At 64.8% G+C, this 18,322-nt stretch carries 16 protein-coding genes; 12 read left to right on the top strand and 4 right to left on the bottom strand.

Annotated features, from left to right (window positions below):
* Nucleotides 1-4 precede the first annotated feature (4 nt).
* The 3 genes from ACUYMZ_RS11985 to ACUYMZ_RS11975 all read right to left on the bottom strand — a co-directional run bounded on the left by ACUYMZ_RS11985 (nucleotide 5) and on the right by ACUYMZ_RS11975 (nucleotide 3,086).
* Nucleotides 5-661 carry a hypothetical protein gene (locus tag ACUYMZ_RS11985; protein WP_481603525.1) on the bottom strand — a complete coding sequence of 219 codons (657 nt, stop codon included), beginning with the start codon at nucleotides 659-661 and terminating at the stop codon, nucleotides 5-7.
* A gap of 100 nt (nucleotides 662-761) precedes the next feature.
* Nucleotides 762-2,225, bottom strand: a complete 1,464-nt coding sequence (locus ACUYMZ_RS11980) for a DUF349 domain-containing protein (RefSeq protein ID WP_481603523.1) — start codon at nucleotides 2,223-2,225, stop codon at nucleotides 762-764.
* Nucleotides 2,226-2,291: 66 nt separating this feature from the next.
* On the bottom strand, nucleotides 2,292-3,086 hold the full coding sequence (locus ACUYMZ_RS11975) for a peptidylprolyl isomerase (protein WP_481603521.1): 795 nt from the start codon (nucleotides 3,084-3,086) through the stop codon (nucleotides 2,292-2,294).
* A gap of 200 nt (nucleotides 3,087-3,286) precedes the next feature.
* Between ACUYMZ_RS11975 and hisS the strand changes: the two genes are divergently transcribed.
* From hisS to ACUYMZ_RS11960, 3 genes are all read left to right on the top strand, one after another.
* Nucleotides 3,287-4,630, top strand: a complete 1,344-nt coding sequence (hisS, locus tag ACUYMZ_RS11970; protein WP_481603520.1) for a histidine--tRNA ligase — start codon at nucleotides 3,287-3,289, stop codon at nucleotides 4,628-4,630.
* Nucleotides 4,631-4,723: 93 nt separating this feature from the next.
* Complete coding sequence (aspS, locus tag ACUYMZ_RS11965; RefSeq protein WP_426002848.1) at nucleotides 4,724-6,511, top strand: aspartate--tRNA ligase; 1,788 nt, start codon at nucleotides 4,724-4,726, stop codon at nucleotides 6,509-6,511.
* A 93-nt stretch (nucleotides 6,512-6,604) separates the two neighbouring features.
* Nucleotides 6,605-7,348 carry a GNAT family N-acetyltransferase gene (locus ACUYMZ_RS11960; protein WP_481605865.1) on the top strand — a complete coding sequence of 248 codons (744 nt, stop codon included), beginning with the start codon at nucleotides 6,605-6,607 and terminating at the stop codon, nucleotides 7,346-7,348.
* Between the two features lie 14 nt (nucleotides 7,349-7,362).
* Here the strand turns inward: ACUYMZ_RS11960 and ACUYMZ_RS11955 are convergent, their stop codons facing one another.
* A complete protein-coding gene (locus ACUYMZ_RS11955) occupies nucleotides 7,363-8,049 on the bottom strand; it encodes an acVLRF1 family peptidyl-tRNA hydrolase (RefSeq protein WP_442423672.1) in 687 nt (228 codons plus the stop codon).
* 41 nt (nucleotides 8,050-8,090) lie between these two features.
* On the opposite strand from ACUYMZ_RS11955, the gene ACUYMZ_RS11950 reads away from it, so the two are divergent.
* The 9 genes from ACUYMZ_RS11950 to aroC all read left to right on the top strand — a co-directional run bounded on the left by ACUYMZ_RS11950 (nucleotide 8,091) and on the right by aroC (nucleotide 18,312).
* Nucleotides 8,091-9,557 carry a replication-associated recombination protein A gene (locus tag ACUYMZ_RS11950; protein WP_481603518.1) on the top strand — a complete coding sequence of 489 codons (1,467 nt, stop codon included), beginning with the start codon at nucleotides 8,091-8,093 and terminating at the stop codon, nucleotides 9,555-9,557.
* Nucleotides 9,558-9,761: 204 nt separating this feature from the next.
* Nucleotides 9,762-10,382 carry a 30S ribosomal protein S4 gene (gene rpsD / locus ACUYMZ_RS11945; protein ID WP_426002844.1) on the top strand — a complete coding sequence of 207 codons (621 nt, stop codon included), beginning with the start codon at nucleotides 9,762-9,764 and terminating at the stop codon, nucleotides 10,380-10,382.
* 139 nt (nucleotides 10,383-10,521) lie between these two features.
* A complete protein-coding gene (locus ACUYMZ_RS11940) occupies nucleotides 10,522-10,896 on the top strand; it encodes a DUF948 domain-containing protein (protein WP_426007542.1) in 375 nt (124 codons plus the stop codon).
* A gap of 19 nt (nucleotides 10,897-10,915) precedes the next feature.
* Nucleotides 10,916-11,146: a DUF6167 family protein gene (locus tag ACUYMZ_RS11935; protein ID WP_426002842.1), complete on the top strand. Its 231-nt coding sequence runs from the start codon at nucleotides 10,916-10,918 to the stop codon at nucleotides 11,144-11,146.
* Between the two features lie 114 nt (nucleotides 11,147-11,260).
* Nucleotides 11,261-13,939, top strand: coding sequence for an alanine--tRNA ligase (gene alaS / locus ACUYMZ_RS11930; RefSeq protein ID WP_426002841.1), 2,679 nt, complete (start codon nucleotides 11,261-11,263; stop codon nucleotides 13,937-13,939).
* Between the two features lie 2 nt (nucleotides 13,940-13,941).
* Nucleotides 13,942-14,532 (top strand): Holliday junction resolvase RuvX, encoded by a 591-nt coding sequence (gene ruvX / locus ACUYMZ_RS11925; RefSeq protein WP_426002840.1) that lies wholly within the window; start codon nucleotides 13,942-13,944, stop codon nucleotides 14,530-14,532.
* Nucleotides 14,529-16,232 carry an endolytic transglycosylase MltG gene (gene mltG / locus ACUYMZ_RS11920; RefSeq protein WP_481603514.1) on the top strand — a complete coding sequence of 568 codons (1,704 nt, stop codon included), beginning with the start codon at nucleotides 14,529-14,531 and terminating at the stop codon, nucleotides 16,230-16,232. The genes ruvX and mltG overlap by 4 nt, the downstream gene beginning before the upstream one ends.
* Nucleotides 16,229-17,086, top strand: a complete 858-nt coding sequence (locus ACUYMZ_RS11915; protein WP_426002837.1) for a shikimate dehydrogenase family protein — start codon at nucleotides 16,229-16,231, stop codon at nucleotides 17,084-17,086. Before mltG ends, ACUYMZ_RS11915 begins: the two co-directional genes overlap by 4 nt.
* A 26-nt stretch (nucleotides 17,087-17,112) precedes the next feature.
* On the top strand, nucleotides 17,113-18,312 hold the full coding sequence (gene aroC / locus ACUYMZ_RS11910; protein WP_426002835.1) for a chorismate synthase: 1,200 nt from the start codon (nucleotides 17,113-17,115) through the stop codon (nucleotides 18,310-18,312).
* Nucleotides 18,313-18,322: the final 10 nt, after the last annotated feature.

Here is an 18,322-nt window from a genome sequence, read left to right as displayed (position 1 = left end):
GCAACTAGGGGGACGGCCGGCCCGCCCCGGAGGAGGCAAGCCTGCCAAGGGTATCCAGGGCGCGCTTTTTGTGCGGAACCCGTGGCGCGGACTCGACGGCAAGGAGGAGCAGCCTCAGCCGGACCCCAAGCTCCGGGTCCTGCAGCAGGCCCCTCAAGGCCGGAATCGCCTCCCGCTGGTCCACGTGCAGGGCTATGTCCGCAGCTGTCCTCAACGGGCTGCTGACCAGCATCCCCCCGATGCTGACGACGTCCATCTGACCCAGCCGGACTTCATGGAGATTGCATCCCTTGGCGCCCCGGAGGCTGGAGATGCGGTGTTTGGCATCGACAAGCAGCGACAGGTCCTTTGGGGGGCTGGCGCAGCCATAGATCCATGCGGCCGTGAGTCTCCCGGCGACCACCTTGGTACGTATTTTCCCGGGGACAGTCAGCGACGCTGCGCGGGCGCGCAGCCGGGCTGTTACGTCAACGCCGGGGGCGGCATAGCTTTTGCCGTAGACCGGCCGGAGGACACCGTCCACCGACATGCCCTGGAGCTCATGCCACGTAAAGATGCGGCCGGGCGAATAGAGCTCCTGAAGAGTCGGTTCCTGCAGGATTTGCACCGTGGCCGAAGCGGGGTACGCCGGAGGAGACGGGGAGATGCGGGGAAGAGCCATTCAATGATCATTCCCTGAGCGCGCAGAACGGGTACAGGCCCCGCAGCGGCTATGTGGAAAACCGTTACGGGGCCTGCGGGTGTTGCTGGATCGGCGGGGATCAGGCGAGGTCGCTGGCTGAGCGCTGGATCTGGTCCAGCCAAGCCTCGCGTGCCTCCAGTGCCTCGCGTGCTGCCTTGATGCGTCGCTGGTCGCCGGCCTTCTCAGCCTTGGCGAGATCGTCCTTGAGTCCCGCGATGGCAGACTCAAGCTGGGACAAGGCGCTGTTGGTCCGGGCCTTGGTTTCCGGGTTGCTGCGGCGCCACTGATCGTCTTCGGCCTCGCGGACAGCATCCTCGACCTTGCGGAGGCCGGCTTCGATGCGGCCCATGTCGGCGCGGGGAACCTTGCCTGCGTCCTCCCAGCGGTCGCGGATGGACTGCAGGGCCTTCTTGGCGGCGTTGAGATCCGTGACAGGCAGGAGCGCCTGTGCCTCGGCGACCAATTGCTCCTTCACCGTCAGGTTCGCAGCGTACTCCTGGTCAATTTGCTCGTTGGCGGCCTGGCGGTTGGTGAAGAAGACATCCTGGGCGGCGCGGAAGCGTGCCCACAGCGCGTCGTCGTCCTTGCGGCTGGCGCGCGGGGTGGCCTTCCACTGGTCCATGAGCCGGCGGTATTCTCCGGCTGCGTAGCCCCACTCCCTGGACGAGGACAGGGCCTCGGCTTCGGCGATCAGGGCTTCCTTGGCGGCCTTCGCAGCGGAGTTGTTGCTGTCCAGCTGGGAGAAGTAGGCGCGGCGGTGGCGATCAAAGACCGTACGCGCGGAACGGAACCGCTTCCAGAGGGCATCCTCGTTGCTGCGACCCAAACGGACGCCGCTCTTCTGCGCGGCTTTCCAGCTCTCGAAGAGCTCGTTCATCCGGGCGCTGGAAGTCTTCCACTGGATCTGGGCAGGATCCTGGCCGGCGATGGACTCGGCTTCAGCCACGATTGCTTCCCGGGCCGCAAGCTCGTTCGCCCGGATCGCGTCATGGGCGGCCTTCTCCGACTTCTCGAGTTCAACGATCTGCCCGGAGAGGGTGTCCAGCCGGGCTTCGGCGGAACGGATGTCTCCCACCATGTTCCGCTCTGCCAGTTGCTCGCGCAGGTGGTTGACGGTCTTCTGCATGTCGGTGGCAGGCGCCTTGGATTCCACGCGGTGCTCCAACAAGACAACCTGGGCGATGACGTCGTCGAACTTGCGCGCGAAGTAGCCCAGGGCCTCGTCAGGCGTTACGCCGGGGTATTGGCCCACGGCAATCTCTTCCCCGTCCAAGGTGAGGAAAACGTGTCCATCACCCTCGGCGCGGCCCCACTTTGCGGCTTCCGCGAGTGAGGAAGCAGACACTGCCGGCGCTGCCGGCACGACGGCGGCAGGAGTTTTGGGACGGGCAGCGAAAGCTGCGGGGGAAGGAGCCGGGCGGGGCGCGGAGGGCTTGCCGGACCCGGCAGCGGTTGCTGCCTCGGTGCCGGCGCTGCCGTTTGCCGAGGCAGCTTCCTCGTTGGCCACTACTGCTGATTCGTCGGATTTCTGACTGTCTGTCACCGCTAAAAGTCTTTCGCTTGGAGGGACTGCTAAGGTAATACGCCCCGGGCCGGGGCCCTGAGCTGGTTACTTCAGAGAAAACGAGTCTATCGTGACAGGTGCCACAGGGGCGCCGTCCGTGGTGTTTTCGCCCGGCGTGAGCCCTGCGGCAGCAATCGCTGTGACCACGTCAAGGCCGCTGGTGACCTTGCCGACCACGGTATAGCCGCCGGCGTTGTCAGCCGAGATCGTGGTGTCTTTGTAGACAATAAAGAACTGGTGCCCGTTACCGTATGCGTCGTTGCCGGTGCGGGCTACGGCAATGGTCCCCGCGGGGTAGAGATTGTCTGCAGGGGTGTTCTCGAGGGGGCCCCAACGATAGCCGGGGTCGTCGGCGCCGCTGGCATCTTTTGCCCCGCATTGCAGAAGCCCAAAGGTCTCTGCCGTGGTCAGCCGGTGGCACAACGCCCCGCTGTAGTAGTTGCTGTCTGCCAATGACTTGAAGACTGCGGCGGCCTGGGGAGCTGCGGTGCCGTTCAGCTCTACTCCCACTGCGCCACCGTTCAGGGAGAGTTCTCCCGTGAAGGTCTTGCCGGCTGCTGTTTCCGGCCCGGGAATTCCGGCGCTGTTGGACGCTGAAGGGGACGCGGATGTGGTGTTCAGGCCGGCTTCGGCGGCGGCAAACTCAGCCTCCGTGGGGTTGGAACTGAAAACGGTCAGTTGCAGCACCACCGCGAGAACCACTGCCACGCCGGCTGCACTGGCTGCAAGGACGTTGTCGCGCTTCCGGCGCTTGCCTTGCTCCTGCCGGAGTGCACGCTTGGCTTCCATCTGCCGGATACGCCGTCTTGCTTCGCGGTCATCCCGCGACCTTGTTGCCAAGAGTCCTCCTGAAAGTGTCCACGTCCACGGCTGCCTGCAGGGCCGGCGTGCTGTATTAGATGTGCACGCGCGGAAAGCATAAACTGGCTGCCGCACATAGTTTATGCATGACCTGTTGGACGCCCGCTCCCCAAACGCCGCATGGCCGGTTTGAGTCTGGTGCCGTTTCCGGTCTGCTTTCTTCAAGGAGTTCATCCACCATGGCACGTACCGCCTCCCTGTCCGGATTCCCCGAGTGGCTTCCCCAGGAACGGTTGGTGGAGCTCCATGTCCTGGACACCCTGCGGAAGACCTTCGAGCTCCACGGGTTCTCTTCCATTGAGACGCGCGCCGTGGAGACCGTCGGGCAGCTCCTCCGCAAGGGTGAAATCGACAAGGAAGTCTATGGCCTGAGCAGGCTCCAGGAAGATGACAACGACTCAGCTTCCGGCAAGTCGGATACGAACGCCCTTGCCCTGCACTTCGACCTCACTGTGCCGTTTGCCCGTTACGTCGTCGAGAACGCCGGGTATCTTTCCTTCCCCTTCAGGCGCTACCAGATCCAGAAGGTGTGGCGCGGTGAACGCCCGCAGGAGGGACGCGCCCGGGAATTCACCCAGGCTGACATCGACGTGGTGGGCGACGGTGAATTGCCGTTCCGCTATGACGTGGAAATCGCGCTGGTGATCGCCGAGGCCCTCAGTGCCCTTCCCATTCCTGACTTCCGGCTGAGGGTCAACAACCGCAAGCTCGCCGAGGGCTTCTACCGCGGTATCGGGCTGGATGACACGGCGGGCGTCCTTCGCAGCATCGACAAGCTCGAGAAGATCGGACCTGAAAAGGTCGCCGGGCTCTTGAAGAGCGAACTCGGGGCAAGCGATGCTCAGGCGGACCTGGCGCTGCGGCTGGCTACGATCCGGACCGAGGACACATCGTTCGTGGAAAAGGTCCGGGAGCTGGGCGTCACCCATGAGCTTCTGGAAGAGGGGCTTGATGAGCTGCGGCAGGTCATCAAGGCCGCAGTCCAGCGGGCTCCGGGCAAGGTCATCGCCGACCTCAGCATCGCCCGGGGGCTGGATTACTACACCGGGACCGTCGTGGAAACGGTGCTTGTTGGCCATGAGCAGCTTGGATCCATTTGCTCGGGCGGCCGTTACGACGCACTGGCCAGCAAGGGCAACCGGAAGTTCCCGGGCGTGGGACTTTCCATCGGCGTCACCCGCCTCGTTTCCCGCATCCTCAGCCAGGAACTCGCCACGGCAACACGCTCCGTTCCCACGGCTGTCCTCGTGGCCCTGAACCACGACGACAGCTGGTCGGCAGCCCAGGACATAGCGACCCGGCTGCGCGGTCGCGGAATTGCCACGGAAGTGGCCGCCAAGGCCGAGAAATTCGGCAAGCAGATCAAGTTCGCGGACCGTCGCGGAATTCCGTTTGTCTGGTTCACGGACGAGGACGGCAAGCACCAGGTCAAGGACATCAGGTCGGGCGTCCAGGTGGATGCTGATCCGGAAACCTGGACTCCGGCAGAAGAAGACCTCCACGTGCGGGTCGTCACTGCCTGACCTCCCGTCATGGGAGCCGCGACCGGGGCGGGTAAACTCGGACGGGATCGTCTTTGCAGAGATCCCTCGAAAATTCATGCTGAAAGGAATGCTGTGCTGCGCACACATGACCTCGGATCACTTCGCTCCGAGCACATTGGACAGACCGTTACCCTGGCCGGCTGGGTGGGCCGCCGCCGTGATCACGGTGGCGTGGCATTCGTCGACCTGCGTGACGCGTCCGGTGTCGCACAGGTGGTCGTCCGTGAGGAAGAGGTCTTCCACGGCCTGCGGAACGAATACGTCCTGCAGGTAACGGGAACTGTCAACAAGCGCCCCGAAGGCAATGAGAATCCTGCGCTGGCCACGGGCGACATCGAGGTCATCGCGGACAAGGTGGTCATTCTCAACACGTCCGATCCGCTGCCGTTCCAGATCGACGAGCACGTGGAGGTGGGGGAGGAAGCGCGCCTCAAGCACCGTTACCTTGACCTGCGACGCCCGGGCCCGGCCCGTAACATCCGCCTTCGCTCCGAGGCCAACCGCGTGGCCCGCGACCTGCTGCACCAGCGTGGCTACGTTGAGATCGAAACACCCACGCTGACGCGGTCCACACCGGAAGGCGCCCGTGACTTCCTGGTCCCGGCACGCCTGGCCCCCGGTTCCTGGTACGCGCTGCCGCAGTCGCCGCAGCTCTTCAAGCAGCTTCTCCAGGTCGGCGGCTTCGAGAAGTACTACCAGATTGCCCGCTGTTACCGCGATGAAGACTTCCGCGCAGACCGCCAGCCCGAGTTCACGCAGTTGGATATTGAAGCCAGCTTCGTGGACCAGGACGACATCATTGAACTGGGTGAAGCGATCGTCAAGGCTCTGTGGCAGCTGATTGACGTCGAGGTTCCGACGCCGATCCGCCGCATGACCTACCTGGACGCCATGGCCAAGTACGGTTCGGACAAGCCGGACCTGCGGTTCGGCCTGGAGCTGACGGAGCTGACGGAGTTCTTCAAGGACACCAACTTCGGCGTTTTCAAGGCCCCCTACGTTGGCGCGGTTGTCATGCCCGGCGGTGCTTCCCAGGCCCGCCGCGCCCTTGACGCCTGGCAGGAATGGGCCAAGCAGCGTGGCGCCAAGGGGCTGGCGTACGTCCTGTACAAGGAGGACGGCGAACTTGCAGGCCCTGTCGCCAAGAACCTCACGGAACAGGAACGTGCCGGACTGGCCGACGCTGTCGGTGCCAAGCCCGGTGACTGCATCTTCTTCGCCGCCGGCGAGAAGAACGCCTCCCGTTCGCTGCTGGGTGCTGCCCGTGTAGAGATCGGTCACCGCACTGGCCTGATCGATCCCAAGGACTGGGCTTTCGTCTGGATTGTCGACGCTCCAATGTTCGAGCCCGCCGCCGCTGCCGTGGCGTCCGGCGATGTAGCGGTTGGTTCGGGCCAGTGGACTGCCGTGCACCACGCCTTCACCTCGCCCAAGCCTGAATTCCTGGACACGTTCGACCAGGATCCGGAGTCTGCGTTGTCCTATGCCTATGACATCGTGTGCAACGGCAATGAAATCGGTGGTGGTTCAATCCGTATCCACCAGCGTGACGTGCAGGAGCGCGTCTTCCAGCTCATGGGCCTGGACAAGGAAGATGCCCGGACCAAGTTCGGCTTCCTGCTTGAAGGCTTCAAGTACGGCGCACCTCCACATGGCGGCATCGCGCTTGGCTGGGACCGCGTGGTCTCGTTGCTTGCGGGCGTGGACTCCATCCGGGATGTCATCGCCTTCCCGAAGTCCGGCGGTGGTTTCGATCCCCTGACGGCTGCGCCGGCTCCCATTACTCCGCAGCAGCGCAAGGAAGCCGGTGTCGACTTCAAGCCGGAAGCCAAGCCGGCCGTCAAGCCAGAGTCCGAGTAAGTGCGTTACCGAAGGCCCTCCGCGTCAAGCGGAGGGCCTTCGGTCTTTGGGAAAGGAGGGGTCCGGGTGGACCGGCAGTTGTTGGAGGGCCTGATGGACCGGGCCTGGCCTGCATGTGACCGGGAGGACACGGGAACCTGGGTCCTGCGGGCTTCCCATGGTGTCACCCAACGGGCAAATTCGGTGTGGCCCAGGGATCCTTCCGGAGCTGATGGGGATGTTTCCGCGGCCGTCAGGGCAGCCTCTGAGTGGTACCGGCGCCGGCGGTTGCCCCTGATCTTCCAAGTGTTCGACGACGTCCGGAGCGCGGACTTGAACGCCGTGCTGGACCGCGCGCGGTTCACGCGCCAGTCCGAGACCCTGATCATGGTCCGGGGGACCCGGGACCTGCAAGGGGCGCCACCGGTCACGCCAGTGGAACTGGCGCCGGAACCGTCCAAGGAGTGGCTTCACCTGTGGTGGTCAATCGACGGCCGCGGCGGCGACCGTGAGCTTGAAACCGCACGGGCGATCCTTTCCGGCTGTCCGTCCGTGTACGCGCTGGTGAGGGACGACGACGGGCAACCGGCCGCCGTCGGGCGTCTTGCCTTGGCAGCTGGCTGGGGTGGCATCTACAGCATGGCGACGTCGGCCGCGCACCGGAGACGGGGATATGCTTCCCGGGTGTTGGCGGCCTTGCTCACTGAAGGCCGTCGCTTGGACCTTCAGGGCTTCTGGCTGCTTGTCACGGCCGCAAACCACGGTGCGCAGGGGCTGTACCGGAGGGCCGGTTTCACCGATTCCGGCAGCTACGTCTACCGTCAGGCACCGCTGCAAAGGGCGCTGTCGGGTTGTTAGTGGTTACGTAGCCGCTACGCAGGTGCGTCGGTGACGGTGATGCGGACAGCGCAGGCGTCGGCGGCGGCCTTGGCCAGGACGGCAGTTTTGGGCTCCTGAACGTCAAGCAACGCAAGCCGGGGCCGCCTGGCCATGGAACGCATCGCCGGATGGTCCAAAACCTGCTCCACCAAGGCGCGGTCACCGCCTGGCACGATGTATTCGACGGTGTGGGCCGCGAAGATCCTGGCAGCATGTTCGGCCGCAGTGTCCACCAGGGCATCGGCCTGGTGTGTGCGCCTCCTGGCGAAACGTTGCTGGGATTGGCCTCCCGCCGCGGACCGGGACTGGACGTAGCGGTTGCCGCTCTTGGATTCCAGCACCGTCGATCCTGTGGCTGCTGCCACTGCATACCCGCCGCGGCGGACCAGGAGGATCCCCAGCCCACGCTCCTGCCTGGCCGCGGAGGCCAGGCGGTCAAGGCTGGTCTTGCCGCGGCCGGGCCTGCCATCCTCGGGCCACGGTGCCCGCAGCGCGGCAGTCGCGCCGTCGTTGGCGCAGAGAAGCAGCGCGCCGTCCCCTGTCCACTGCTCTTCGGACAGCCCCCCGTGACTTGTCGCAAAGCGTTCCACCCAGCCATGCAGGCGGGAGGCCGCAACCAGGGCGTTGCGGCTGCCCGGTTTGGCGGCCCTCCGCTGCGGATTGGTGGTGGGGCGGTCCACGGCAATGCCTCCTTTGTTGAATCTATGAGTAGCCTATCCATGTGGAAGATCTCTTTGGTGCCGGGGCAGTCGACGACGAGTCGGAGGAGGTAAATGCTCCGGATGCCGGTGCGGACGCTGCGTGGCTGGCGTCCCAGCGCAGTCCCTTGGCAGTACGCATGCGTCCGCGCACCCTCGACGACGTGGTGGGCCAGCAGCATCTGCTCGGTCACGGGTCTCCGTTGCGCCAACTGGCTGCGGGGGTCGAGGCCGCGGGGCCTGCCGGGCCGAGTTCGGTCATTCTGTGGGGCCCTCCGGGGACCGGCAAGACGACGCTCGCGCACGTGATTGCCCGCGGGCCGGGGCGGAAGTTCGTTGAGTTGTCCGCCATTACTGCAGGCGTGAAGGACGTCCGCCGCGTGATGGACGAGGCCCTGACCGCGAGGGACCTCTACAAGAAGACCACCGTGCTGTTCCTCGACGAGATCCACCGGTTCAACAAAGCACAGCAGGATGCTTTGTTGCCCGGGGTGGAGAACCGTTGGGTCGTCCTTGTTGCAGCGACCACGGAAAACCCCTCCTTTTCGGTGGTTTCGCCCTTGCTGTCGCGGTCCTTGCTCTTGACGCTGAAGCCGCTGACAGACGACGACATCGCCGGTCTGCTGCAGCGTGCCGTTGCCGATACCCGGGGGCTCGCCGGGAGGGTGGAACTCGCCCCGGAGGCCTTGGACCACCTGGTGCGGCTCTCCGGCGGCGATGCCCGCCGGGCGCTGACGGCACTGGAAGCGGCCGCGGGTGTCGCTTTCGGCGACAGCACCGCCGTCGAAACCGAAGGCAACGTTACCGACGACGGCGAACCCGGCCTTGCGGACGACGGCGCACCGGACGCTCCGGTACTGGTGGAACTGCGGCACACCGAAAGGGCCCTTGACGCTGCCGCGGTCCGGTACGACCGCGCCGGCGACCAGCATTACGACGTGGCCAGCGCCTTCATCAAATCCATCAGGGGCTCGGACGTGGACGCGTCCCTGCATTACCTGGCGCGGATGCTGGAGGCGGGGGAGGACCCGCGGTTCGTGGCCCGGCGGATTGTCATCTCGGCAGCCGAAGACATCGGAATGGCCGACCCTACGGCCTTGCAGACAGCCGTGGCGGCAGCACAGGCAGTGCAGTTGATCGGCATGCCGGAAGGGCGGATCATCCTGGCCGAGGCTGTGGTCCATCTGGCTACAGCCCCCAAGTCGAACGCGGCCTACATGGGCATCAACAGCGCCATCGCCGACGTGCGGGCAGGGTACGGCGAGAGCATTCCGATGCATTTGCGTGACTCCCACTATCCGGGGGCCAAGCAGTTGGGCCACGGAAAGAGCTACAAATACGCCCACGACGAGCCGCACGGTGTGGCCACGCAGCAGTACCCGCCGGATGACCTGGTCGGCAAGGACTACTACCTGCCCACGGGCAACGGCGCGGAGCGTGACATCGCCCCCCGGTTGGAACGCCTCCGCAGGATTGTGCGGGGGCAGTAGGGTACCGGCTTGCTCCAGCACGCCAGTGCGGCATGGTCCCGTGCTAAGATGGTTCCTTGTCTGGCATGACCCGACGCACCCTCCCTTAAAGGTTTTCCTTCATGGGCCATGCGCCGGGCCAGTAGCAAGTGGCAGCGGTTGGCCGATGCTCTCCCTGATGGAGGCCAGTAAAACTGACACACCGCAGTAATTGGAAGGACACAAGTGGCTAACAACACTCGTGCTCGCCGCACCGCACGCCTGTCGCGTGCGCTCGGCATCGCTCTGACCCCCAAGGCCGCCAAGTACATGGAGCGCCGCCCGTACGGCCCCGGTGAGCACGGCCGTGCACGCAAGAAGCAGGACTCCGACTACGCCGTTCGTCTGCGCGAAAAGCAGCGTCTGCGCGCCCAGTACGGCATCCGTGAAGCCCAGATGACCCGTGCCTTCGAAGAAGCACGCCGCACCAAGGGCCTGACCGGTGAAAACCTGGTTGAACTGCTCGAAATGCGTCTGGACGCCCTGGTTCTCCGTGCAGGCTTTGCCCGCACCATCGCCCAGGCCCGCCAGCTGGTTGTGCACCGCCACATCCTGGTTGACGGTGTCCGCGTGGACCGCCCGTCCTTCCGCGTCGGCGAAGGCCAGCTCATCCACGTCCACAGCCGTTCCGAGGTCATGGCACCGTTCCAGGCAGCAGCTGCCGGTGCACACGTCCTCGCCACCACCCCGCCGTACCTGGACGTCAAGATCGACGCCCTGCAGGCAAAGCTGGTTCGCCGCCCGAAGCGCTCCGAGGTCCCCGTGATCTGCGAAGAGCAGCTCGTCGTCGAATTCTACGCACGCTAAATCTCAGCAGCGTTACAAGAAGCCCGTGGCACCTGCCACGGGCTTCTTTGTTTCCCGATAAGGTACTTGGGGAGGCCTTGGCCGCTGCCGGAAAAGCAGTGCGTGCAAGGCGCCGAATCAACCCTAGGAGATGAGTCTTATGTCCGGTGGCGACATCGCAGGCCTGATCGCAGCAGGAGTGTTCGCACTTCTGGTCCTGCTGCTGGCCGTGCCGATCCTGAAGCTTGGCGGGGTGTTCGATGAAGTGCGGACCACCATCAAGTCCCTCAGCGACGGCGCCACGCCCCTCATGGACGAGGTCACGGCAACGGTCTCCACCACCAACCAGCAATTGAAGAAGGTGGACGGCATCGCGTCCAACGTCTCAGACGCGTCGGCCAACATTTCGGCTTTGTCTTCCCTGGTGGCCGCGACGGTGGGATCTCCGCTGATCAAGGTGGCGGCCTTCAGCTATGGCGTGCGTTCGGCCTTCGCAGGCCGCCGCGCCCCCTCATCCGGCCGCCGCAGCCGCTGACTTACTGGAGAAGCCCGTTATGAAGAGAATTGTATGGATGGGAATCGGCGTGGCCATCGGGGTCATCGCGTTCCGCAAATTCACCGAGGCGCAGGCGAACATCGGACCTGACGGCCTGAACCGTGCTGTAGGGCGCCTCGCTGACGGCCTCTTCGATTTTGCCGATGCCGTCCGTGCCGGGATGCACGAGCGCGAGGCCGACCTGCGCTCCGCGCTGGGCGTCGAGGCTCCCGATGCCGGTCGGAAATAGCGGACCAGGTTCGCCCCCGTGCCCGTGACAGGGCAGAATAGAAAGCTGCGGAACAGCATCAGCAGGTTCCGTGCACACCGTGTGCAGTGAATTGGAAGGGTAAGTAATCAGCTAATGAAGTCGCAGGAGATCACCAAGCGCTGGGTGGACTTTTTTGTCAGCAAGGGCCACACCGCCGTCCCCTCCGCGTCGCTCGTTTCCAGCGACCCGTCGCTCCTTTTCACTGTGGCCGGCATGGTGCCGTTCATTCCGTACCTGACCGCGCGCGAAGAGCCGCCGTACAGCCGCGCCACGAGCGTCCAGAAGTGCATCCGCACAGGGGATATCGAGGAAGTCGGCAAGACCGCACGGCACGGCACCTTCTTCCAGATGTGCGGCAACTTCTCCTTTGGGGACTACTTCAAGGAAGATGCCATCAAGTTCGCCTTCGAACTGCTGACCCGCAGCGTGGACGACGGCGGTTACGGACTTCCAGCCGAACGCCTCTGGGTGACGGTCTATGAGGAAGACGACGAAGCCAAGGAACTCTGGCTCAAGAACACCGGCATCCCCGAAGAGCGCATCCAGCGCATGGGCAAGTCGGACAACTACTGGCACACCGGCCAGCCGGGTCCGGCCGGCCCTTGCTCGGAGATCTACTATGACCGCGGTCCGGCGTACGGTATCGAGGGCGGTCCCCTTGCCGACGAAACCCGCTACATCGAGATCTGGAACCTTGTGTTCATGCAGTACCAGATCGAGAACGTCCGGTCCAAGGTGGACTTCGACATCGTGGGTGAGCTGCCCAACAAGAACATCGACACCGGCCTCGGCATGGAGCGCCTGGCGATGATCCTCCAGGGTGTGGAAAACATGTACGAGACCGACCAGGTCCGTCCAGTGATCGACAAAGCCGCGGAGCTGTCCGGCAAGGAATACACGTCCGCGGAGTCCGACGACGACCCCCACCACACGGACGACGTGCGGATGCGCGTGGTGGCCGACCACATCCGTTCCGCACTCATGCTGATTGCCGACGGCGTGGCCCCCTCCAACGAAGGCCGGGGTTACGTCCTTCGCCGCCTGATTCGCCGCGCTGTCAGAGCGATGCGGCTGCTTGGCGTGGAAAAGGCCTGCCTGCCTGATCTGCTGCCCGTGTCCCGTGACGCCATGAAGGGTGTCTACCCGGTGGTGGAGACAGACTTCGCCCGGATCAGCCGGATCGCCTATGCCGAAGAGAAGGCATTCCTCCGGACCATCGCCTCCGGCACTGCCCGCCTGGAGGACGCTGTGGCGGAATCCAAGGCAGCCGGTGTTCCGCTGTCCGGCGCGGATGCCTTCACTCTTCACGACACCTACGGCTTCCCCATCGACCTCACGCTGGAGATGGCCGAAGAGGCCGGCCTGAAGGTTGACGAGGCAGGTTTCCGTGCCCTCATGCAGGAACAGCGCCAGCGCGCCCAGGCAGACGCCAAAGGCAAGAAGGGTGGCCATGCGGATGTCACGGCCTACCAGGAACTGCTGGGCGACGGGGAGACTGTGTTCACCGGCTACGACGAGCTCGAAGGCGAGTCCCGGGTCCGCGGGATCGTCAGCGGCGGCCACCGGGTTGCCCACGCCTCTACAGGTGACGAAATCGAAATCGTCCTGAACGAAACCCCCTTCTACGCCGAAGCCGGTGGCCAGTCCGCCGACACCGGGCTCATCACCGGTGACGGATTCGTCGTCGAGGTCCTGGACGTTCAGCGTCCCCTCAAGGGACTGAGCGTGCATAAGGCGATCGTCCGTGAAGGCGAAATTGCTTCCGACGCTTTGGTGCGCGCCGCCGTCGACCGTGAACGGCGCCATGCTGCCGAGCAGGCGCATACCGGCACGCATATCGTGCACGCCGCACTGCACCAGATCCTCGGACCGGAGGCAACGCAGAGGGGCTCCTTCAACAAGGCCGGCTACCTGCGCTTCGACTTCGCCTGGGGTGAGGGGTTGAGCTCCGCCACCCGTTCGGAGATCGAGGAAGTCTCCAACATCGCCATCCGCAACAACTTCCGGGTAGACACCAAGGTCATGGGACTCGCCGAAGCGAAGGCCCTGGGCGCCATGGCACTGTTCGGCGAGAACTACGGCAGCGAAGTGCGCGTCGTGGAGATCGACGGCGCGTGGTCCCGTGAACTGTGCGGCGGAACCCACGTGGCCAATACCTCGCTGATTGGCAGCCTGTCGCTGCTCGGCGAGCAGTCCGTTGGCTCGGGCAACCGGCGCGTGGAAGCCTTTGTCGGCCTCGACGCATTCCGGCACCTGGCCGCCGAACGGGCGCTCGTGACCGAGTTGACCGAGATGCTGAAGGTCCCCTCGGGCCAGCTGGCCGACCGCATTTCCAGCACCTTGAACAAGCTCAAGGCTGCTGAGAAGGAACTCGACCGCCTCCGCAAGGAACAGCTCGCCGCCGCAGCAGCGAACCTGGTGGGCACGGCCCGCGATGCTGGAGGCGTGCGCGTCATAGCCCACGACGCCGGCCAGGTGGGTGGCGCAGACGACCTCCGCAACCTTGCCCTGGACCTGCGCAACCGCCTCGGCTCGGAAGCTGCCACAGTCGCCGTGGCAGGTGTCAGCAATGAGCGGCCGATCATCCTCATCGCCACCAACGACGCTGCACGCGGTATGGGCGTCAAGGCAGGCGCCCTCGTCCGCCTGGCTGCCGGCATCCTCGGCGGTGGTGGCGGCGGGAAGGACGACGTCGCCCAGGGTGGCGGTACGGACGCTGGGAAGGTCGCCGAGGCCCTCACAGCGGTAGTGGACGCGATTGCCAAGCGCTGACGGTGGCTTCGGAAACAAACAGCGGCGTCTACCCCCAGGGAATTAAACTGGGGGTAGACGTTGGCACGGTCCGCGTGGGCCTGGCCGTCTGCGACCCGGACGGCATCCTTGCCACGCCACTGAAAACGCTCGGCAGGAACCCCAAAAAGAACTCCGATGTCCGCGCCTTGGCGAAACTGGTCCAGGAGCTCGGGGTTGTGCAGGTCTTCGTGGGCTTGCCACGCACCATGAAGGGTGAAGAGCGCGCCTCCGCGCAGATGGCAGGAGAGTACGCCCGGCTCCTGGCGGCGGAGCTGGCCGCCAAGGGCGTGGACGTTCCCGTCAACCTCGTGGACGAGCGGCTTTCCACCGTTTCGGCGCACCGCAACCTCCGCGAAGCTGGCATGAGCAGCAAGAACCACCGTAAAGTGGTTGATCAGGTTGCTGCTGCTGGAATACTGCAGCAAGCGATCGACATGCAAAAAGCCAGAGGAACGGACGCAGGCCGCCGCGTGCAGGCACCGGCGCCGTCCGGGATGCCAAGCAGTGCCCCAACGCTGCAGGACGCCTCTGGCAGTGAACCAGATTCTTCTACGAGGGGACTGCAACTGTGAGCCCGGTCAACAACGACCCCTCCGGTGGAACCGCTGGAGGCGGTATGCCGCTGACCCGCAAAGAGCTGCGGGCGCGCGAGCGGTTCCTCGCCACACAGAACCAGAACGTCGTACCCGTTCCTGAGGCCACCCCCGGTGAGACGCCTCCCGCGCCCGACGCCGGGCCGGCGCTGCCCCGTCCTGTGCCGGCCGTGCCCGCGGCGCCTGTCCAGGCACCGTCAGTGCCTGTCCCGCCTGTTCCCGCAGCGGCCCCCTCCGTGGTGCCGGACGCCGGTTCGACGACGCAAAAGCAGGAGCATGCTCCAGCAGACTCAGGCAATCCCGCCACGCCCGAACCGGCAGAGGCTGCGGAAACAGCAAAAGCCAGGGAAGATGCAGCAACACCGGATGAGCCGATCGCTCCTGCCACTGCTGCCGTCCCCGTCCTTGCCGGGCATGGCCACGCAGACCACGGACACCACCAATCCTTCGCTGATGCCGGTGATTCCCACGCAGGCCTGGTGCAGCACCACGATGACCACCATGACGACCACCTTGGTTATGACGGGCATCCCCACCACGAGGACGACCACACGGAATTCCATGACGGGCCCCACCCGCTGCTGGCCGGGCCTGAATCGAAGGCCGCCAAGGCGGCCGCGCGGAAGGCGAGGCGCCGCCGTCGTGTGCTTGCATTGCTGATCACGCTGGGTGTTTTTGTTGCCGCGGTAGCGGTGGGTGCGCAATTCCTCAAACCGTTGCTGGGCATGGATAAAGTCAGCGATTACCCGGGCCCGGGCAGCGGTTCGGTGAGTATCACGGTTCCCGAAGGTACCGGTCCCAAGGCTGTGGCAACGGCGCTGGTGGACAACAAGGTCGTCGCCGATGCCGATTCCTTCGTCAAGGAGTTCCTCAGCCAGGGCGGTGAACTGTCGCCCGGCGAGTTCACCTTCAAGAAGGAAATGAAGAATTCGGATGCGGTGGCCGTCCTGGTCAATAAGGATGCATCCAAGGTCATTTATTTCGCCCTGAGCGCAGGGCTGCGCATCAACGAATCACTGGATGCGATTTCCAAGGGCTCAGGCATCCCGATGGCCCAGTTGAACAGCTTCAACCAGAACCCGGCCCAATTCGGGGTTCCCTCCAAGGCCAGGAACCTTGAAGGCTTCCTGGCGCCCGGTGAGTACCGCTTCCCCTTGGGTACCTCCGGCCAGGACATTATCCAGAAGCTGGTGACCACCACCCTGGATGAACTCAAGGCCCAAGGCATCACTGATCCTGCAAAACAGTACGACACCGTCACCATTGCCAGCATCGTTCAGGCAGAGGGCGGCCAGGCGGACTACGGCAACGTGGCCGGTGCCATCTACAACCGGCTCAAGCCCAACAACACCGAAACCAACGGGCTGATCCAGTCCGATGCCACGGTGACGTACGGGTTGGGGAAGAAGTCCTTCCACCTCACGGAGGAAGAGAAGGCCGACAAGTCCAACACCTACAACACCTACGCCAACGTCGGCCTCCCTGCCGGACCCATTGGCTCACCGGGCAAGACAGCCATCGACGCCGCAGCCAAGCCGACGCAAAACGACTATCTGTACTGGGTCACCATCAACCTGGACACCAAGGAGACCAAGTTCTCCAAGACGCTGGCCGAGCACAGCACCTACGTGGAGCAGTACAACGCCTGGTGCCAGGCCAATGCAGGGCGGTGCGTGTGAGCCGCCGCGCGGCGGTCCTGGGGCATCCCATCTCGCACTCGAAGTCTCCTGCGATGCACACCGCCGCGTATGCCAAGCTCGGCGTGGACATCCAGTACACAGCGATCGATGTCACGGTTGGCACGCTGCCGGCCTTCATGGAGGCCGTGCGCGCCGATGGCAGCTGGTGCGGCCTGTCCGTCACCATGCCCCTGAAGTCCGCCATGGTGGCTGAGGTTGACGAAGTCCGTGGCGCCGCCGAACCACTGGGTGTCATCAATACCGTGGCCTTTGAAGGGCAGCAGGGCGCTGTGCGCCGGGTGGGTTACAACACCGATGTGGCCGGCATCGTCGAAGCCGTCCGGTACGCCGGCCTTGATTCCACTCCTGCGGCAGCGATTCTTGGTGGCGGAGGTACGTCGGCTGCTGCACTGGCTGCCGCGGCCGCCCTCGGTGCGCGCCGCGCTGACGTTTTCGTCCGGGATACGGCCCGTGCCGCTGAAGCCACAGCTGCCGCTGCCGCCGTCGGGATTGACCTGCAGGTTCGCCCGCTGGGGGAGGCGGCCCGGACGATTGCCGGTTCCGACCTCGTGATCTCCACTTTCCCGCCCCGTGCCGCCGATGCCCTGGCCGATGAACTGGAGTCGATCCCCGTTTCCGGCACCGGTGGCGTCCTCTTGGATGTTGCGTACGATCCTTGGCCAAGCCGGATTGCCGATGTCTGGGCAGGACGCGGTGGGGCGGTGGTTCCCGGCCTTGAAATGCTGATGTACCAGGCTGCCGAACAGATCCGCCTCTTTACTGGCTGTGACGTGGATGCCGCCGTCATAGATGTGATGTGCGACTCAGTCGGGCTTCCCCGACGGGTCTTCTAGAAGCCTTACATGGCAGGATTGGTTATATGTTGCGTTGGTTGACAGCCGGTGAATCCCACGGTCCGGCACTGGTTGGAATACTTGAAGGCGTGCCCGCCGGTGTTGAACTCACCACCGGGCAGATCCGCGACGCCCTGGCGCGCCGGCGCCTGGGCTATGGCCGTGGAGCCCGCATGAAGTTCGAGCAGGACCAGGTCACCATCCTTGGGGGTGTGCGCCACGGAATCACCCAGGGTGGACCCGTTGCCATCCAGGTGGGCAATACCGAATGGCCCAAGTGGGAGCAGATCATGGCCGCCGATCCGGTGGACGAGGAGCTGCTGGCTGACCAGGCCCGCAATGCCCCGCTCACCCGGCCGCGTCCCGGCCATGCTGACTTCACCGGCATGCAGAAATACGGCTTTGATGAGGCGCGCCCCGTTCTCGAGCGGGCCAGCGCGCGTGAAACGGCCACCCGCGTTGCCCTTGGCACCGTTGCCGCGCAGCTCCTTAGGCACTTGGGTGTGGAACTCGTGAGCCACACCGTTTCCATTGCCAGCGTGTCCGTGCCGGAGGGTCGTCCGCTGCCGGGTCCCGCCGATGTAATCGCCCTCGATGCAGACCCGCTGCGTTGCTTTGACCGCGAAACATCCGATGCCATGGTGGCCGAAGTTGACGCGGCCCACAAAGAAGGTGAAACCCTGGGCGGGGTCGTCGAGGTGCTCGCGTACGGGCTTCCTCCCGGCCTTGGCAGCTACGTCCATTGGGACCGCCGCCTTGACTCACGGCTTGCCGCGGCACTCATGGGCATCCAGGCCATCAAGGGCGTGGAGGTCGGCGACGGATTCCTGACCGCGGCACGCCGCGGGTCGGCTGCCCATGACGAGATCGTCAAGGACGAAGACGGCCGGATCATCCGCAGGACCAACCGCGCCGGTGGTATCGAAGGCGGCATGAGCATTGGTGAGGTGCTCCGCGTCCGTGCCGCCATGAAGCCCATCGCCACGGTGCCGCGGGCCCTGCAGACGATCGACGTCAGCACGGGCGAACCTGCCAAAGCCCACCACCAGCGTTCTGATGTCTGTGCCGTTCCGGCAGCGGGCGTTGTTGCAGAAGCCATGGTTGCCTTGGTCCTGGCCGAAGCGATCACCGAAAAATTTGGCGGGGACTCCGTCCAGGAAACTGCACGGAACCTGCAAACCTATCTGGACAACATCCCGGCTGCTTTGGACACGGTCGGCCGGTAGTGGCCCGCGC

This window comes from Arthrobacter sp. T572, from assembly GCF_056780115.1.
This window is presented reverse-complemented; position numbering and strand designations above follow the sequence as displayed.